Genomic DNA, 18,936 nt, shown 5'->3' with positions numbered 1-18,936 from the left:
TCCCTGGCAATACGAAATTAACTACCTTAAGTCTGATTACTGGCTAACCGCTGCTTCCATTTTTCTGTCAGATATTTCCTCAGCGGGATATCATAAAGCACCATTACCAGATATGATGCGCCAAGCAGCAGCAGCACACCGGATATAATGATCAGGGTTAAATGATCCGCATCCGGCTTGTAATTGGTCAGATAATTACCGAACATCCATAATGCAGCATAATGCGTCATGTAAAGCGGGTAAGAGATCTTTCCTGAAAATACGCAAATGTTTTTTAGTCCGGGCGACAGTGCAGCCCCGGCGCCTAAAGCAATCAGTAAGGGAAAATAAAGCAGTACAATGATAGGTTCTGCGAACCAGTTCCATTTTGGGGAGGCTGGCATGATAAAGGCAAGGAGCAGCAATATGGCCAGACCGATAAAACCCAGCTTGTTTTTGATGATCCAGTTGGAACGGTAAATCAGCAGTCCTGCTAAAAAGGAATAGGATATCCTGGCGCAGCCGTCCCAGAACGTTGGCCCGCTCCAGCCGCCCAGCAAATTGCCGGAGCGATAGCTGACACAGCATATCGCAACTGCAGAAAGAATGGTTAACAGCAGCACGAAAGCTTTGCTAATGCGGTAAAGCACAAATCCGTAGACAATATTGGCCATATATTCCCAAAATAACGACCAGGCCGGTGCATTAAAGCTGAACAGGTTAAAACCCCTGTCGGCTATCACAGGTAAGGGAATCATCAGTATGGAACAGAAAAATGTCAGAATGATTTTTCCGGTGCTGTACATTTCCGGATGACCGCCAAAGGGATCGAACAAGAATGCCAGCAGGCCCAGGACAGATCCTGCTACAACCAGTGGGTGCAGCCTGATCATTCTTGATATGAAAAACTTAGCTCTGCCCATTTTGGCGATGCGGTCATCGTAGGCATAACCGATCACAAATCCGGAAAGGCAGAAAAAGAAATCGACCGCCAAAAAACCGTGGCCGATAAAGTTCTGACTGGAATCAGTATATACCCACTCCATAAAATGGAAGGTGACCACCGCCAGAGCGGCAAACCCTCTCAGTCCGTCGAGAATTTCATAATGCTGTTTTGTTTGGAGAAGCGTACCCGCGGTTTTGTTTGTATCCATTATATGTTATATCCCTGTCAGATGATTTGAATGTATGAAAGCTCCGGAATCGAGGCTCTGCAAGCTATTTAAAATATTGATTCAATCAAAATTGATTTATGAGCAGCAAAACACCGCAACTTTCATCTGCACATTGTACCGCTGCGTCGACACAAGCCTGCCGTCTGTCGATAACGCCCCCCAGGCAGGCAACAATCAGGGCTCATTCGTGTTCTAACTTCAAATCATAAACGAACATGAAAAATAATACTATCAAAACGTTCTGCCTGCTGTTAGTCACGGCTGTAATGTTATCAGGCTGTGCAGAAATGCGCCATCACAGGGGAAATGGGGGGCACAATGAGGGAAAAGGACAACAGGAAAGAGGCCGGCACAATTAATCTTCTGCAAGCATTGCAGCTGAATACATCAACATTTAAGTACACACTTATATCAATTCTATGAAACACATAAAAATTCTGGTATTCATTTTACTGACTACCTTTGCCTTTCAGGCAGCCGACGCGCAACCACATCATCGTAAGAAACACCGTAAAAAAAGACACCATGTAGTGGTTAATCACCGTCCGCATAGATAAGCTAAAGAAGGGCTGGCAGAATTTGCCGGCCTTTTTTCTATCCGGGCCTGAATCTCTCAAAAATAATATTGTCGCAATGCGGTTTAATCCTGTTCAGCTCCGCCTGGTCTGCAACCGTCCAGCCCAGCACAATCATTCCATTCTTTTTCCTTCTTCTTTCGATATGGCGTTTAGGGAGCGCCTTTGCATCATAGGCCAGAAAATGTGGCTTACTAATAAAATTAAGCTTGAGGTTGCACAGCAGGTATTTCAAAAGCCAGTGCATTTTTTCTGAGCGGAAGTCTGAGGCAAGCTGGCCACGCGTCACCATCGGGCCTTTCCGGGCAAACCATCCGAGCACAAAGGGATCAAACGACTGTACAGCCATCTCTCCTTTATAACCCAGCAGCGTATTCAAAATCACCATATTGGCATTTTTAATCCAGGGCTGCCGTTTAATTTCGATCAGCAGGGGCACCCTGCCCCTCACGAGTCTAAGTACATCTTTTAGCAAAGGTATCCGCTCGCCCGTCCTCAGCAACTGATAACGCGCCAGATTTTCTTTGGTTAAAGATTCTACACGTTTGTCAACACCGCACATTCTTCTCAATGTTGGATCATGAAAAACAACTACCTCATGGCTCAGGGTTACATATACGTCCAGCTCAATCGCGTAATTGTGTTCAATTGCCTTTTCGAATGCAGTCATGGAATTTTCCGGTATGGCATTTTCCTCGTCATACAGACCGCGGTGTGCGATGGGCATACTGGTAAGCCAGGACATTAGCTGATGGTTCATTTGATGGTTATTTATTTGCAATTTCCGCAGGCTTTCATTGAAAGCTGGTAACGTTTAGTGTTATTCTGCCATTCCTTATCATTGACGAGTACCTGCAAAAGGTCGTTCTTTTTGACATTGAGCAAGCGGAGTTCTGAAGCGTACCGATATTCAGACCAGTGCGTATCCTGATGTTTAATACGGTAAAGTAAAGCAGCATGCCGGTATTGCCCAAACCCGTCCAGATTGTAAGCGCTGTCGATAGGCATTCCCATAAACCCACAGGTAGTTCCCTGCGGACAAGCGTAACCAACAAAGGTTCCTACAACAATATATCCGCTGGCAGAGACATTCATTTTCCCGTTTGCCAGGAACCTGTAAGTGCTGTCGTTTACTTTTTTACTTTCTGGAATATCAGTCCTGATATCATAATCCCCTTTCCAGTATGTTTGCCCGATGTAGCGCTGGTAAAATGGAAGTGCAATGAACACTACACAGGCAGCAAGTATCAGTGTATATAAAAGGAAGTCTGTTGCGTTGACCTTTTTCAGCCGGATGCGGGGGTTATTCTCCAGCGGATAACGCATGTAATAACCGGCCAGTGTAGTATGATAAAACTTCATCTGGAAACCCGTAGATATAATCAGGCCCATATCCTGCTGTTTCTGTACCCATGGTGTATAATCCAGTGGTGCAATGCCCCGTAAATAAAGATTGATCCGCAGGATACGATGGTTGATCACTTCCATCCCGCCAAACCATAAAAACGCCAGTACTGATGCACCCAGAGATATTTTGAGGCAGAAAAACCAGTTGCCCATACCAATCCTGAGCATAATGATATAATAAAGGGCCGCAACGAGCACACCTACCTTGCCGCCGTGGACCAGTGCATGACGGCGGGACTCTTTGATACCGTAATTTAGTTTTTGTTTCTTGCCGATATTTGTCTGCACCTGATCATTGTACCGGCCCGCCAGCAGGACAATCAGGATCGAGGCCACGAAAAAGGTAACAAGGAAGGCATAGATGAAAATGGCGGCATCGAGATGAGCTGCTGAGATTGAGGCTCCCCGAAAATTGTGCAGTTCCTTTTGCAGGTATGGCACAAGCCACTTCCTGATGAATACTGTCTGCTCATATTTATTACGCACGTAAACACCCATCGTACCTACAATAATGCCGCTCGTGAAACCCCAGGACAAGCCATATTTTACGGCATGGGGCCAGTCGAAATGAAAAAGCTCTACCGGCAGGATATATTGTTTCCTGATCTTTTCCATAATCACACGGTAACTGAAAATAGTGCTGAGGGTGATGCCCAGCAATACCCCCGGCCAGCATTCAGTAGCAGAAAAGTACGGGGTAGCCATTTCCTCGGGGGCCCTGCGCAGGGCCAGGCCCTGGTAGCCTCCGCAGACAATAATCAGCACAGCGATCATTCCTATCGAAAACAGGAAGTTGGTAAGCCATACCGGAATCCCCTCCGGTGCCTTTATCCTGTTGTAAAGACCGGCCAATACTGAAATTGCTGTACCGCCGATGATACTTCCGGACAATAGGGCAAAGGGTGTTGAGATGATACAGGACAGGGCACTGCCGATAATCACCGAGGCGACCACCCTTGTGGTTAAATAATAAAGTTTCTGAAGGCCCTTATGCTCTACCACCGCACCCTCTTTTATCGTGGAAATCCATGAGGGCTGGATCGACTCAATATAGAACGACCGGTATCCCATGATCCTGGCCAGCCATACGGTGATCGTCCTGATCCCCAGGATGTCGCTGTCTCTCCATAGTTTATTTTTAACGATAAAATCTTCATAGTTTGCCCAGAGGATATCCATTGTTTCCTCTACATTGCCGATTGCGAGCCTCCGCTTTTCTTCCTCAGTTAAGTTGGTGTATACACCGATGAACAGATTGAGGAATATTGGCCGCGACATATGCCGCTGCAGCCTGGGTTTGTTGGTGATGAATTCAATCATCTCTGCCTTTACAGCATCAGTCCGGTTGAAGAGTGACCGGATTGTGTCCTTAACGAATTCAAAGCTGAGTGGTTTAAGGAAGTATTCTGCGGGATAATATTGAAGTTCCAGTTGATTAGCCTCAGTAAGCCGTTTGAAAACTTCTTTCCGGCAGCTGACATGCACACCGGTAATTTTTGATAACCTGATCATCTCCTGGACACAGGCATACCGGTATTCTTCTTCGACTTCGTCTAAACCATCAAAAAAATAAACGACCTGCTTACCGACAATTAATGCCGTAATTTCGCTCAGGCTCAAGTCTTTATTTGCAATGGAAGCAGACTTACTGATATAATCTTCAATCCAGTGCTGATCAAGGTTCCGGTCTAATGATTTTAGCTCAATGTATAGCGGAACCTTTTGGTCCCGCAGCAGTTCCCGGTTGGTTTCGCCAGGCTTGAGCTGTTCACAAAGGAAGTGGACGCGTTTGATGAGTTCGAAGGTTTTTCCACTGCCTGATGCGCCTGTGATAAACAGAAACTGGTCCTGCAGATGTTCCTTCCATTCTTTTGACTGGTTCCCCGGAATGCTTCCCCCATTGAATTCTTCTTTTACACCAAAATCGAAACTGAATATCTCAGGACTGTTAATGAGATCTGTGCGGTTACTGATCTGTTCTGCCGTATAGGCTAATAATCTGCTTTTTAACTTAACGAAAGCATCAGCCCCGCTTACACTTTCCTCTCTTTCCGGGCCAAGAAGTATGTTGAAGAATACATATTTACGCAGCTGATAGTTTAGTTTATGCACGAATGCCGACCTGGGAAAGATAAACACGATGATCCCGTACGCACTGCCGGCAACAGCGATCGCATTACAGCAAAATTTTAGCAGTCCATCGTTCACAAAGGCATTGACCATCACTACGAGGATTGCCCCTGCAGCCACTAATAAACGCAGAAGATGAGTTTTTTTATTCATTGGATGACCTGATTAAAATCGCGGAATAAATGTATAATCTAACAGTATATGTTAAAAATATCCGGTAAAAGTTTCCAGCCGGTGAATTAAATATCCTGTAACAACTACCTTAATTCTCCAGTTGTAACCGCGGGACAAGCCTGTTCCTGCAGGATTTATTTTTCATTGATCGTATCGTATGAAGCGCAGATGCGTTATATATTGTAATTAGCTTAATTTATACTCTTCTATACATCTATGAAAAATCTGAAATTTATCAGGCACAGCAGCATTGCTTTCACGGCTGCTTTTGCATTAAGTGCCTCCTTAAGTCTTTCAACGCATGCGCAGGTAGCAAAGCCATCGGCAACAACCAGCGCTCAACCGGCAAAGCCGGCTGCACCTGCTGCAGTACAACAAACGAAACCTGCGGCAAAGCCCGCCCCTGTTGTAGCTGCGCAGCCAGCCAAAGTGGTTAAAAATATCGTCCTCGTACATGGTGCATTTGTAGACGGGTCGGGCTGGAAACCCGTTTATGATATCCTGTATAAAAAAGGATATCATGTGACTGTTACCCAGCAACCCTTAAATTCTTTTGAAAATGATGTTGCAGCAGTTAAGCGCGTGCTCGACCTGCAGGACGGCCCATGCATCCTTGTTGGCCACAGTTACGGTGGTGCAGTTATCACTGTAGCGGGAAACGACCCTCACGTGGCAGGACTGGTATATATCGCAGCGCACGCACCTGATAAAGGAGAAACTGAAGCCGGAAACGGTAAACTTTATCCTTCGGCCTACAAATCTTTGCAAAAAGGTGCCGACGGTTTTGATTACATCAAGCCTGAAATGTTTTATGCCGATTTCGCCGCCGACCTGCCAAAGTACCGGGCTACATTTATGGCAGATGCGCAAATGCCTACTGCCGATGTGGTTTTCCGTGCGGTGATACAAACACCTGCCTGGAGAAGCAGGCCAAGCTGGTATATGGTAGCTCAGTCTGACCGCATCATCAATCCCGACCTGGAACGCTTTTATGCAAAAAGGGCAACAAGCAAGACTGTAGAAATTGCAGGTGCAAGCCATGCCGTATTTGAGTCGCATCCGGTAGAGGTGGCCAATCTGATTATCGACGCCGCCACGCATATTAAATAGTCATATCACGCTCATCGCAAGAGCCTGGTTCTGAAATGCCCCTCCCGGGAGACATTTCAGGACCAGGCTTTTTTTTTGCCAGTCCCGCGGGCTCTACCTTCTCTAACAATAGCTATTTCTCGCTATTTCCGCTTGCTTAATGAATACCTAGATTTACCCCCGTTATCCAGCCGCTACCGCACATTCATATTTAGAAAACACTTTGTCCTAAAAGGCAAAAAGGAATCAGGCTGACCTGATTATCTGCAGGATCCAGGCTGATCTGATCCGGAAAATTCATTGGAAACTTATTAATTAACGCTCAAATATGCAAATTACAACTTCGGCCGACAACGGCTACCTTCGGGTTTACCTCTATGACAGTGATGGTGTAAAACTGCTGTCCTTTGCTGACAATGACACTGCAAATGTAGTGCTGCAGCCCAACACAACTTACCAGCTGGAATACCATTACTGGTCATCAAATCCAGCCAGGTACACAATTAAGGCTAATCCCCCATTCATTGAGTACACTGAAGGAATCACGTTTGATTTAGCTGCAGCAGCGGAATCGGAAAACATCATTAATGTAACTACACCGCTTTATTTATAAATATGAAAAAACAGCTACTCGCAATTGTATTAACAACAGCTTCATTCAGCGGATTTTCACAGGAAAGGTCCGCAGCAGAAAAGGAAATGCTTGAAAAAAGAGAATCGCAGGTAAAAGCCGCCAACTTTACACCTAACGGTAACGGTGCTTTCTCGAACGTAATTTCTAATCTCTCTCTTTCATCTGAGCTGGAGAAGGGCGTAAAAGGAAATGCGGAACTAAAGGCAGGCGGCAAATCCTGGAACGGGGGTTTATCACTGGAGCAGAATATAGGTAAAACTGCAACAAAAGCTACCATTTTTGATTTCAGGAAAGGACTAACACCGGGTACCACGATTGCGCTGAATATCCAGTATATGAACTGGAACCCGGAATATACCGCCGCTGAGCGCAGGGCTTTCAACGATGTTAAAGCCGAATTCAGAAGAAACAACCCAGCGGTGAGCGATCTCACTGCCGACAGAAACTACATGATGGAAAACGGAACGGAAAAACAAAAGCTGATCCTGAAAAAGATCAGCAACAGAAACCCGGTCTTCTACAATCTCAGTGTAGCCTTTAACAAAGCCAAATTCTCTTATGCAACAGATTCAGTGAGCCTCAAAAAGAAGGAAGAAACGCATTTCACACCAAATGTTGGATTTACCGTAGGTTTCCCGTTTTCTGTTAAGAATTACCTTGCCTTTTCATATCACTTCTCCAAAACCTATGAGAGCGCGGATGAAATGGAGTTTAGCAGGAAATTTGGTACCACCAATAATACATTTAGCCAAACCCTTTCATTCGGAAGCCCGGAATATTCCAGGGACCATAAAGTTACTGCGGAATATCGTCAGAGCTTTAATAACAAGGGCGATACTGAGCCTATTCTGGCCATAGCCCCTGCTGTGACCTACGGAATTGAAAGTGAGAAAGTAGCCTTTACACTTCCCTTGTATTTTATAAAAGGAAAGACAAAAGGGCTTCAGGGCGGTGTTAACTTCGGTTATCTCACTAGTGTAAAAAACAAGTGGACAAGTTTCCAGGAAGGTTTTGGCGCACAGTTTATCATCAGTGCTCCCTTCGAAATGTTCAAACAATTTAGTTCAAAAAAATAAATAGCAGGTATAACAGAGGAAATAACAGCTCTTAATTTAATCAAAGATGAAACTACCAATTATCAACTCCAAAGCCGGAACTGTCTTTGCTACAGTGATTCTGATTATTATTCTCGGTGCAGGATATTTCCTCTGGTATATACCTGTTAATCAAAATGAAATAGAGCTCAAAAGATACAGGAGCCTTCAGAATATGGCTGCCAATGTAGATGAGAAGATCAGCAACTCGCTGGACCTGCTCAATACATTGATGGACAGCTTTAAACAGCCAAAAACAAGTGATCGCTACCAGCTGGTGGCCGAATATTTAAAAAACGTCAGGAACGCAAATTTCAGACTGGATACCGGAACTTACTCAGCGCCTCCGGTGCTTCCGGCAGATAAACTGAAAGTACCACCTGTAATTAAAACCACGGACACCACAATTACAGTAAATGGCGATGTTTTCTCCATCCGCCTGCGCCGCGATAAAACAATTATCGAGATGACCTACACGCTGAAACGGTTTATCGCAGGGCTGTTTCCGGAAAACTCTTTTGATAATTACATTATCTTTAAGGATACCACAGTGATCTATCAAACATTTCAGAGCGGGATTACGCGTATGGTTGTAGACTCCTTAAAAAATGACAAAAGCGCATTCGATAAAAATCCGGTAAGGAATGTTTCCCTGAGCGGCACAGCCTATAAGTTATTCTCACAGCAGCTCAGCACCAAAACGCAGGGCAAGCTGACGATTGCAGGTCTGGTATCAAAATCCCGGTATAATACGGAAAGAAATAACCTGCCCAATGAGATCGTAATCCTGCTGTCAGTAATTGTCCTGGCATCTATTATTGCCCTGCCCTGGATCAAGGTCTACCAGATGGGCTCGCAGGACAGGATGACGGCATCTGATGGCATCTTCTCGCTGGCAGTGCCCATGCTGCTGATGTCTGTGCTATTTTTTGTTTTCCTCTGCTATAGCATGCCCGTACGGACAGGACCAGAAGCATTTAAAACATCCGCCAAAAATACTGCCGCCAGGTTGGCGACCGCATTCTCCAATGAAATTGGCGACAGATACCGGACATTACTTGCCGCCGACAACATCATCAGCGCACCAACAACCAGTACAAAATCCAATGTCAACGCAAGAGCAAACAGTCTGGATACAGGAATGAGCAGCGGCTTCGACGCTAAGGTGATACAGGGACTTATGCGTTTTAGAAAAGACACGAGCATCAACCAGGTCAATCAGATGAACAGTGCGGGCAAAGAAACCGGAAACTGGTCGCCAAAGGCTAGGTTTAACGCGCCGACGGGCAATTACTCAAACAGAGGTTATTTTAAGTCGCTCTATGCTGCCGGTCCCCCGCTGTACCTATCAACCCATATGGGAAAGGTATTTGCGCTGGAACCGGTGGTTTCCAGGATTACAGGCGATTTTACCACTGTGATGTCTGTACGATCGAAGCAGAACAAGTTAACGACCTTATCTTTTAATATGCAATCGCTGCGCAATGTGATATTGACACCCGGGTTTATATTCTGCATGATTGATCAGGAAGGCAAGGTACTCTATCACAGCAACAAGGCAAAGCAACTCAACGAGAATTTATTCGAAGAATTTTCCGCCCACAGCGTGTTGGCTGCAGCCGTTCAGCATTTAACGGATACAGTTTTTAACACCCGTTATGAGGGCAGGCAATATAAAGTTTATGCTGAACCGGTGGCAGGGCTGCCTTTTACCCTGCTGGTGATGGAGGACAGTTCATTCATCAGTTTCAGGCAGGTGAACAATTTTACGTTTACCTTTTCGATGCTGTTTGCTTATTTCATCATACTCGGTTTAGACCTGCTGATCCTTTTTGCAGTGGCAGTGCGCCCTGCGTTTTATACCAAACATTACTTTGATGTTTCCTGGATGGGCCCCAATGCATTGTTCCGTGGGGAGTACAACCTGTCAACGCTGGCAAACATTGTGATCATCATCGTTTTACTGGGCTTTTGGTTTACGGCTGTTTCTTTCCTGGAGTTTGTATTTATATTCCTCGCAGCAGCAAAAATTTCTTATTTCTTTCAGAATTACCTCTACCTGTCCAGACATAAGGAAGGAGACCGGCAGAAGATCAAACTTAAAAAGCGGACAGCATGGACAATGGGCGGATTGCTGGTACTCATGAATTCCATTGCATTGTACTACGTTCCGTTTCAGTTCCTGCTGCTTTTTGAAGCCCTGGTGACTGCGGCGCTTTTTGGCCTCTGCTACCTGGCTGCCTTGCCGGGTTTTAGAGAACGTATAGACCGGATGGCTGGAAATGACCTGAGCATCAGTTTTTCGCTGATGTCTTTCTCAAGGCTGATCATTACCAGCGGACTGCCTGTAGCGCTGTTTTTTATCACGATCTATAATTACAATTTAAGACTGGTGTCCCGTTACCGTCATATCGAGTTTACCAATGCAGTACTGGACAAACCGCAAAGCGACAGGATTGTAAAGCCTAATGTATACCGCGACGGTATCTGGATTTACATGGATACTGTTCAGAAGGATCAAATCGAATGTGCAAAGCAGAACAAAGCTGATGAGGCTGCAAATTTCATGTTCCGTTTGCTGACAGTAAACAATGAGAGGCTGGTTCCCGGTATTGACGGTGTGGCAATGGCGCCCTGTGATGCCAACTGGCGGTTTAGCGGGTTGTTTGAGAAGGGCAATGACAAGAGCGAATATGCACTGGCAGAAAACAAACATTTTGTACTGAAATCATCACCATTGGGCTACGAACTTCCGCTGCAGGAAAAGGAGCGCGACCTGTTCAGGGACATATTTTTATGGCTCGGATTTTTTGCCGTGCTTGCTGCTTTCTTTTACACTTTTAAACAGGTGATCAAACGGCTGTTTAGCCTTAACCTCCCATCCAATGCCGGCTGGCCAATCATAGACAGGATATTACTGGAAGACAATGACCTGAACAAGCTGGTGTTTTTAATTGGTGTCCCGGGATCGGGCAAGATGGAACATGTGATCAGCCTTGTGCAAAGCGGCGTAATTACCGGAAAGGACGGCACTCCACTGCGCTATAAGTCGCCGAATCCGGCAAACGATAACTGCTTTGTGGCCGATATGTTCCTGATACCAAATGATACGGGCGCCACAGCGGCAGGCACGCCAGCAAATTCGGTAACAGACTGGAACACCATGCGCACGCAGGCACTTTCCGGACAGCATAAGCTAGTGATCGTGAATCAGTTTGAATATGATATCAAAAACCCCGAGTCTAACCGTGCAAAGCTGGGCTTACTGGAAGACATCCTGCAAAAGAATAACTGCAAGGTGATGATCATCTCTACCGTGCACCCGGTTAATTTCCTGGATTCCGTAAATCATCAGATCACAGGCAAGTCCTCACCGGAACATGACCTGGAACGCTGGCATGTGCTGCTGGGGCATTTCAGACTGGTGATCCAAAAACTGGAAACGCAAAACATGGGCCTGAAACCGAGGTTTAACAGTTCCAAATTAACTGGAAACTGGCGCAATACGCTCAAATACGAAACACAGCGCGGCCATATGCTTTCTAAAATGTCTGCGCCAATACATAAAGCAGGCAAACTGTTAAATGCCGGGGGAATGAACAGTGAATCGATTACCATGAAACTTGGTGTAACCTCTCACTATTTCTATATGTATATCTGGCAGTCGCTCACCAAGGAGGAAAAATTTATCCTCTATGATCTGGCCGAAGACGGACTGGTTAACCCATTTGATGAATACAACCTGATCCTGCTGATCAGTAAAGGATTGGTGATCAGGGAAGATGATGGTATCATCAGGCTGTTTAACCATGGGTTCCGTGATTTTATACTGACTGCAATTGGCAAATCTGAAGCGGACAGTATCCAGCGGCAAATAGAGGATAACGGAAACTGGCGGAAATTGAAAATCCCACTGACGCTGTTGATCACGGCGGTGCTGGCCTTTCTGTTTACCTCTCAGAAGGAGACCTACAGTGACCTGTTCAAGTATGTTACGGCGGCTGTTGCGGCTGCCCCCCTGCTGGTACAGGTTTTTAATATATTTAAATCTGATCCTGCACAGGCTAACAAGGCTGCTTAGCTGCGCTGAATGTTCAGGGATCTGCAGATAAAAAAAACAGCTGAGGGTATACAGGCATGATTCATGTGTAAAAGTATCTATGGATACTTTTACTACCATTGCCATACTTTTTACGATCAGTTCATTCATCGCCTATATCAACCACCGGTATGTTAAGCTTCCCGGAACAATAGGTATCATGGTGATTGCCATTGTGCTCTCCATCCTGATCTTAGTTTCCGGAAAGATCTTTCCTGAGGCATACAATTTTTTTAAGGAACTGACTGCAAGCGTAGATTTTACAAGGACACTCCTCGATGTGATGCTGGCCTTCCTGCTTTTTACCAGTGCCCTGCATTTTGATTTTGAAAAGCTGAAAGCCCAAAAGCTGCCGGTTTTGGTGCTGAGTACCGTCGGGGTAATCGGCTCTACCACCATCTTTGGTTTTCTGTTTTTCTGGACGCTGCCCCTTTTTGGAATTGATGTGCCGCTGTTATACTGTTTACTTTTTGGTGCGCTGATCTCTCCTACTGATCCTGTAGCCGTGCTTTCCGTGCTTAAAAAATCAAGGATACCCGCCTCTCTGGAAACCATTATCGGCGGAGAATCCCTGTTCAATGACGGGGTTGGAATCCTCCTTTTCGTTACGCTGCGTGAACTTACTGACAGTACAACTGCCGCCTTCACCTGGTCAAGCACGCTCATCCTTTTTGTACAGGAAGTTTTTGGGGGCGTATTGCTCGGTATTGGTTCTGCGGTGATTTGTATCTACCTGATCAAGAAGATCACCGAACTGCAGACCGTGCTGATGATCACGATCTCGATGGTCATGGGGATATCGGTACTGGGCGGTATACTGCATGTATCGATCCCGCTGGCCGCTGTGGCAGCAGGATTAATGCTGAGTAATGTGAAGCTGGGCATGACAGCAGATGAAAGATCTTTAAAAGATATCCTGGATAAAATCTGGGGATTGATTGACGACCTGCTCAACACCATTCTTTTTGTGATGATCGGTTTACAGGTAGCAACCATACATTTTTACAGCGCGTATTGGGTAATCAGCCTGCTGGCTATTGTCTTTGTGCTGATAGCGAGATCAATCAGTATCACCGCTCCTGCCATGGTGCTGTCGCGAAGCCTCGGACTGCCCTATAAACGTATCGCCATTGTCATCTGGGCAGGTTTACGGGGAGGTATATCAGTAGCGCTGGCGCTCTCCCTGCCCTTTTCAGAATTTAAGCCCATGATCGTATCGGTTAGTTATATTATTGTGGTTTTTTCTATTATTGTACAGGGATTAACGCTGAACAAGGTTGTGGATAAACTGGTGGACTAGCGGTATTTTTCAAGCCCGGCAAAAAGTCCTGAAATGTACAAGTATTGGTTTTTAACGGACAATCTTAAGGAAATGCGGCGGCATAACTTAGGAGTCTAAATTAAAAACTATGGAAAAGACAATTTTAATTACCGGTGCTTCTGCCGGAATTGGTAAGACCACAGCCAAAAAATTTGCTGCCGAAGGATGGAATGTGATCGCAACCATGCGTTCTCCTGATAAGGAACAGGAACTTACAAAACTAAACAATGTTTTCGTTACGAAAATTGATGTGGAGGATAACGACAGCATTAAATCAGCTATCGATGCGGGTATAGAAAAATTCGGGAAGATTGATGTTGTGGTTAACAACGCCGGCATACTGGTATTGGGAGCATTTGAACTGGCGACCAGCGATCAGGTAAAAACTCAGTTCGGGGTAAATCTATTTGGGGTGATGAATACGGTAAAAACAATCATCCCCCACTTCAGAGCGAACGGATCTGGTACGATTATCAATGTTTCCTCACAGGGAGGACGGATCACCTTTCCGGGAATGTGTTTGTATCATGCCAGCAAATTTGCAGTGGAGGGCTTTACAGAGGGGATTTCTTATGAATTGCTCCCGCTGAACATCAGGGTAAAAATTGTAGAGCCCGGGTCAACGGCGACCAACAACACAGGGTCATACCTTCAGGCCAAAGACGATCAGATCAAAGTTTATGAGGATGTAACTAAAGAAGGAATGGACAACTGGTATAAATATGAGACCCCTGCTCCGCCGGAAGATGTGGCCGCATTAATTTACGCCGCAGCCACAGACAACTCAGATCGTCTCCGTTATCACATTGGCGAGGATACTGAACTGTATTTCAGCACCAGGCAGAAGGCCGATCAGGAATATGTCGACTTTATGCGGAACCGGTTTATTCCTGAAACTTTAGCAGTAAAAATATGAAACTGAAGGACAAAGTCGCCGTGATCACCGGTGGTAACAGCGGTATCGGTTTTGGCGTTGCTGAAGCCTTCAAAAATGAAGGTGCGATTGGTGCGATCGTAGGCAGGACCCAGGAAACGCTGGACAAATCAATACAACAACTTGGAGACAGTTTTATTGCTATCAATGCCGATGTGACCAAATCGGAGGATCTGGACAACGTATTCAAACAAACAGCTGACAGGTTTGGCAGCATTGATATTCTGGTGGTAAATGCCGGGGGGCCTCCGGACAGTGCAAAACAACAGACAGTGGTAGACACATCGGAAGATGTTTTTGATAAGTTCATCGCCCTGAACCAGAAAGCCGTTTATTTTACCGTTCAGAAAGCTGTTCCTTATATGAACGAAGGTAGCTCGATCATACTGATGTCCTCATTTGGCGGGCGCTATGCTTTTGAGGGAATGTGCGTGTACAGTGGATGTAAAGCTGCGATCAGATCTTATGCGCGCGGGTTTTCTCAGGATTTATTATCCAGGAAAATCAGGGTGAATGCAATTTTGCCCGGTACCATAGATACGCCGATCTTTGGGAAGGCCTTACAGGCAGACCAGGTTGAGGAATATAAAAAACAAACGGTTCAGACTATCCCTGTTGGGAGGATCGGACTGCCGGCTGACATCGGTCCCGCGGCTGTATTTCTGGCTTCAGACGAATCATCCTTTGTTGTTGGTACAGAGATATTGATAGATGGAGGTGTGTTAAATCTGAGCCCGCAAAAATAATTGGGGGTGATAAGATGCCCGCCCTGGTGCTGGGCATCTTATTTATTTTATGTTGCGGAACTGCATCCTGTAATGCGAAGGTCTCAGGTTAGTCTGCCTTTTAAAGAAATGGTTAAAATGTGAGGGATCTTCAAAACCGAGACTGTAGCAAATTTCGGCAATGTTCCAGTCTGAGTGCTTAAGCAGCTTAATCGCCTCCCGAATAATGCGTTCATTAATGTGCTCTGTGGTTGTAATCCCTGTTGCAGTCCTTAGAGCCCGGTTCAGATAATTCACATGGATCCCCAGTTTCTCAGCATAGTCGCCTGCACTGCGCAGGTTCAGGGGCCGGTCGGGAGATTCAATCGGGAACTGACGGTCAAGTAATTCATTAAACACATTGGTAATCCTGGTTTTGGCATCAATATTTTTATACAGGTTTTCTGTAGGCTGCATTTTCAAGGCAAAATGTAAAAGCTCCAGAATGTAACTCCTGATCAGGTCATGTTTAAATTCGTAATCAGAGTTCATCTCATCCGTCATTTTGTCCAGCATTTTTTCTACGAAGGATGCGCCCGGTTCATCGAGCTGGTATATGGGTATCGTCTTACTGGCAAAAATGGGAAGGTCACGAATGTTCCCTTTGTAAAACTCATTAAAGTAGGCCTCACGGAAAATGAAATATGCCCCCTTGTTATCAACTTGCATGGCATCTGCTGTATATGGGATTTCCGGACTGAAAAAAGCCAAAAGAGTGCCCTTTATTTCCAGGCTTTTATCACCATAATGAAGAAGATAATGTCCTGTCAGAAAAGTAACTTTATAGTAATCCCTTCTGCGATATGGGATAACATCTCCTTCCAGACATTTTTTGTAGTTTAAAACATTGAAGTTCATTTCCTCCTCGCCGGGAGTTTGATGATAGTTGTTTTTATAAAACGCCTCTATCGTTTCTTTTTTATACATAATTTCGCCGTTTAGTGTATGAAGGATCAGGCCAAATATTAGGTTACGTTAACATTTGGGCTACAGTATTTGTTCTGAAAAAGGAATATTTCCGCAATCCGGGAGCAGATGCAGTCCGGAGGAATCAAACTACGTATTTTTTATTAATGACAGCATTCTGTCCGAATATCACTACTTTTCTATAATTTGAAAAGTTTCGATCGGGCCTGTCGTAAATACCAAGGCTTGTTTTACATAGCCATTGGCTGCCGCTACTTCTCCATGATCTTCGAACTGCTCCTGCGACATCCATATCTCGAGAATATAGGACCGCAAAGGGTTGTTGACTTCGGTATAAATCTTATAACTGATGCATCCCGGTTCTGAAGGCGTGTTTTTCCTGAGCTTTGAGAATATCAGTTCCAATCCCCTGGAAGCATTTTCATCATTGGTCTGAAAGATCGTTAAATAGGTAACCATAACATTATTATTTGATTGAGCATATTGATATTTTGGAAATGCCAAGCATTTGAGTCCAAAATTAACATACTACCCCTTCAGGGAATTGTTTACAGGAAACCAATAATTGTATAATTCGAACATGTTGAGCAAAGCGGCTACTTCTTACGCTGCAAACTCTCTGTTTTCTTGATGATATCACGAATCACATTGTCGAGCTCTGTAGCCGACTGCAAAAGATACCGCAGCGATTCCTCAGAAGATCCATGATCTATGATGCCGGAGGAAAGCAGGTTTGTTAAGCCCATTACACGTGCTAGGGGTGCCCGTACGCCATGCGACTGCAGCCAGGAGATCTCTTTCAAACGGTCATTTTGCTCCTGGATTTCTCTTGTGATTTTAGTCCTTTCGGTAATGTCCTGAATTGAACCAATCATCCTTATCGGTTCACCGGCCTTATTATAAGTGGTAAACATCCTGTCTAAAACGTTTTTATAATGACCGTCACTGCAGCGGAAACGGTATTCTATCTCAAGCCGCGACCGCTTGTGTTTGATCGTAGACTGGAATTGTTCCATCACATACTTTACATCGTCTTTGTGAATACGCTCCAGCCACCAGGCATCGTCAGTTTCACTTACCTTATATCCAAAGATGCCGCGCAGCCCCTTGTTCCAGATCAGTTTATCATCCTTCATGTCCCAGTCCCACACAGCGTCACTTGTTGCTTTTGAAACCACATTAAAACGTTCAATACTTTCCTGTACCCTGAGATCATTTTTGATACGCTCCGTAACATCCCTGGAGTTGGCAATGATTCCCGAAACGCTGGGCTCATCAATCATATTGGTCATCACAGTTTCGATCCAGCGGTATTCACCATTGTTTACCTCAAAACGGAAGGGCGGCAACTGGATACGTTTATGGTTGGTCAGTAAACTGATATGTTCTGCCACCATTTCCTTATCGTCCTCATGGATAAAGTCGAAAGCATTCTTTCCAATATAAAAATCAGAATCCACACCAATAATGGCTTTAGAATTAGGGTTAACGTAGTGATATACACCTTCAACGCTGATGATGGCAATCAGGTCTGAGCCTTCCTGGGCCAGTGCCTTATAGCGCTGCTCGCTCCTTTCGATGGTCTTGCGTGCATTTATTTTTTCTGTAAGGTTCACCACAACCACGAGCCTGGCATTCTTTCCGCCATAGCGTACTGAGTTGCCTTGTACGTTCACATACATCATTTCGCCATTCTTTTTCATATGGCGCACCGTACTATTGCCCAGCTTGCCTTTGACTACGCGGGTATTGATGATCTCAGTCAATAAACCTCTGTCTTCCTCGGGCCTGATGTCCATAAGGCTGAGCTTGAGGAACTCTTCCCTGCTATATCCGTATTCTTCAACTGCTGCCTCATTCGCATCCAGGAACAGCAATGTATCAAGGTCATACAGAAACTGTGGCAGCGGGCTTAAATTAAAAAGGTCTTCATATCTTTCCTTTTCCTGTTCAAGTACAGATTTCAGCAAAGGATATTCCATTGCATGAAGTTCCGTAGAACGCAGAATTTCCGGAGCAGCTTTTATACCCTCTGCTCCTGGCCTTTCCTTGCAGGTAAAATCCGGTTCTGCGCCTGCCGGAAGTTCTTTTTTGGTTTCACGGAGATGCAGCACAATCAGCCGGACGTTCCTGTCGCTGCCCAGCACCGGGTAAATATCGCAATGGAGAAAATCAACCGGCTGGCCTGCAGCTGATCCGCTGAACAGTTCACAGCCGAAGATGGTGAGGCTTTCAGGCATCGTGCTGAACAATACCTGCTCTAATGCCTTCATCATCGCATATTTGTTTTGAAAGGCAGAGTAATCAAGAGGCTTAAAGATATCGGCCATGGATTTTCCTTCAAACTCTTCAGCCGCATCAGCCGCAAGCTGTAAAAATGAGTTGTTGACAGAAATAATGGTAAACTGGTTACCTTTGGGATCTATGATGAAACTTGGAACAGGTGAAAATTGCAGAACAGCTTTTAGGCTCTCGGTTTCACTCAGTTCTTTTTCGGTTTTTGTGTTATTGTTTACATCTAATGCCATGCGCTGCTTCGAAACATTTGATTATCTGGCAACCAACTGTTCCAGGGTATTTTTTAGTAAATAATAGTTTTCACAGGCAGAGCCAAAAGCTCTTTCCCTCTATCAA

General features: G+C 45.1%; 15 protein-coding genes. 9 read left to right on the top strand and 6 right to left on the bottom strand.

From position 1 onward, the window contains the following. Positions 1–26: 26 nt before the first annotated feature. A complete protein-coding gene (locus FN831_RS08905) occupies positions 27–1,133 on the bottom strand; it encodes an acyltransferase family protein (protein WP_142527877.1) in 1,107 nt (368 codons plus the stop codon). A gap of 236 nt (positions 1,134–1,369) precedes the next feature. Between FN831_RS08905 and FN831_RS27680 the strand changes: the two genes are divergently transcribed. Together FN831_RS27680 and FN831_RS27675 are read left to right on the top strand one after the other, a co-directional pair. Next, positions 1,370–1,513 carry a hypothetical protein gene (locus FN831_RS27680; protein ID WP_185960434.1) on the top strand — a complete coding sequence of 48 codons (144 nt, stop codon included), beginning with the start codon at positions 1,370–1,372 and terminating at the stop codon, positions 1,511–1,513. Positions 1,514–1,573: 60 nt separating this feature from the next. Further along, the gene (locus FN831_RS27675; protein WP_185960433.1) at positions 1,574–1,711 is read left to right on the top strand and encodes a hypothetical protein; all 138 of its coding nucleotides are present in this window, start codon (positions 1,574–1,576) and stop codon (positions 1,709–1,711) included. A 37-nt stretch (positions 1,712–1,748) separates the two neighbouring features. Here FN831_RS27675 and FN831_RS08900 read toward each other — a convergent pair whose 3' ends face one another. Both FN831_RS08900 and FN831_RS08895 read right to left on the bottom strand, forming a co-directional pair. Beyond that, positions 1,749–2,489: a glycerophosphodiester phosphodiesterase family protein gene (locus tag FN831_RS08900; RefSeq protein WP_142527876.1), complete on the bottom strand. Its 741-nt coding sequence runs from the start codon at positions 2,487–2,489 to the stop codon at positions 1,749–1,751. Positions 2,490–2,500: 11 nt separating this feature from the next. Beyond that, a complete protein-coding gene (locus FN831_RS08895; RefSeq protein ID WP_142527875.1) occupies positions 2,501–5,419 on the bottom strand; it encodes an NACHT domain-containing protein in 2,919 nt (972 codons plus the stop codon). 237 nt (positions 5,420–5,656) lie between these two features. Between FN831_RS08895 and FN831_RS08890 the strand changes: the two genes are divergently transcribed. From FN831_RS08890 to FN831_RS08860, 7 genes are all read left to right on the top strand, one after another. Further along, the gene (locus tag FN831_RS08890; RefSeq protein WP_142527874.1) at positions 5,657–6,550 is read left to right on the top strand and encodes an alpha/beta fold hydrolase; all 894 of its coding nucleotides are present in this window, start codon (positions 5,657–5,659) and stop codon (positions 6,548–6,550) included. Between the two features lie 307 nt (positions 6,551–6,857). Beyond that, on the top strand, positions 6,858–7,142 hold the full coding sequence (locus FN831_RS08885) for a DUF4384 domain-containing protein (RefSeq protein WP_142527873.1): 285 nt from the start codon (positions 6,858–6,860) through the stop codon (positions 7,140–7,142). Between the two features lie 2 nt (positions 7,143–7,144). Then, positions 7,145–8,239: a hypothetical protein gene (locus tag FN831_RS08880; RefSeq protein ID WP_142527872.1), complete on the top strand. Its 1,095-nt coding sequence runs from the start codon at positions 7,145–7,147 to the stop codon at positions 8,237–8,239. Positions 8,240–8,285: 46 nt separating this feature from the next. Beyond that, a complete protein-coding gene (locus FN831_RS08875) occupies positions 8,286–12,338 on the top strand; it encodes a PDC sensor domain-containing protein (protein WP_142527871.1) in 4,053 nt (1,350 codons plus the stop codon). A gap of 79 nt (positions 12,339–12,417) precedes the next feature. Then, positions 12,418–13,656, top strand: coding sequence for a cation:proton antiporter (locus FN831_RS08870; protein WP_142527870.1), 1,239 nt, complete (start codon positions 12,418–12,420; stop codon positions 13,654–13,656). A gap of 109 nt (positions 13,657–13,765) precedes the next feature. Beyond that, a complete protein-coding gene (locus FN831_RS08865; protein WP_142527869.1) occupies positions 13,766–14,593 on the top strand; it encodes an SDR family oxidoreductase in 828 nt (275 codons plus the stop codon). Beyond that, entirely contained in the window at positions 14,590–15,357 is a 768-nt protein-coding gene (locus tag FN831_RS08860; RefSeq protein WP_142527868.1) for an SDR family NAD(P)-dependent oxidoreductase, read from the top strand. The genes FN831_RS08865 and FN831_RS08860 overlap by 4 nt, the downstream gene beginning before the upstream one ends. A gap of 42 nt (positions 15,358–15,399) precedes the next feature. On the opposite strand, the gene FN831_RS08855 is transcribed toward FN831_RS08860, so the two are convergent. The 3 genes from FN831_RS08855 to FN831_RS08845 all read right to left on the bottom strand — a co-directional run bounded on the left by FN831_RS08855 (position 15,400) and on the right by FN831_RS08845 (position 18,830). After that, positions 15,400–16,302 carry a helix-turn-helix domain-containing protein gene (locus FN831_RS08855; protein WP_142527867.1) on the bottom strand — a complete coding sequence of 301 codons (903 nt, stop codon included), beginning with the start codon at positions 16,300–16,302 and terminating at the stop codon, positions 15,400–15,402. Between the two features lie 171 nt (positions 16,303–16,473). Further along, the gene (locus FN831_RS08850) at positions 16,474–16,761 is read right to left on the bottom strand and encodes a putative quinol monooxygenase (RefSeq protein WP_142527866.1); all 288 of its coding nucleotides are present in this window, start codon (positions 16,759–16,761) and stop codon (positions 16,474–16,476) included. A 137-nt stretch (positions 16,762–16,898) separates the two neighbouring features. After that, entirely contained in the window at positions 16,899–18,830 is a 1,932-nt protein-coding gene (locus tag FN831_RS08845; protein WP_142527865.1) for a PAS domain-containing protein, read from the bottom strand. Between the last annotated feature and the right edge of the window lie 106 nt (positions 18,831–18,936).

The sequence above is a fragment of the Pedobacter westerhofensis genome, from assembly GCF_900182595.1.
Lineage (GTDB): Bacteria > Bacteroidota > Bacteroidia > Sphingobacteriales > Sphingobacteriaceae > Pedobacter > Pedobacter westerhofensis.
Note: the sequence above shows the minus strand (reverse complement) of the source record. Positions and strands in the feature narration are given on the sequence as shown.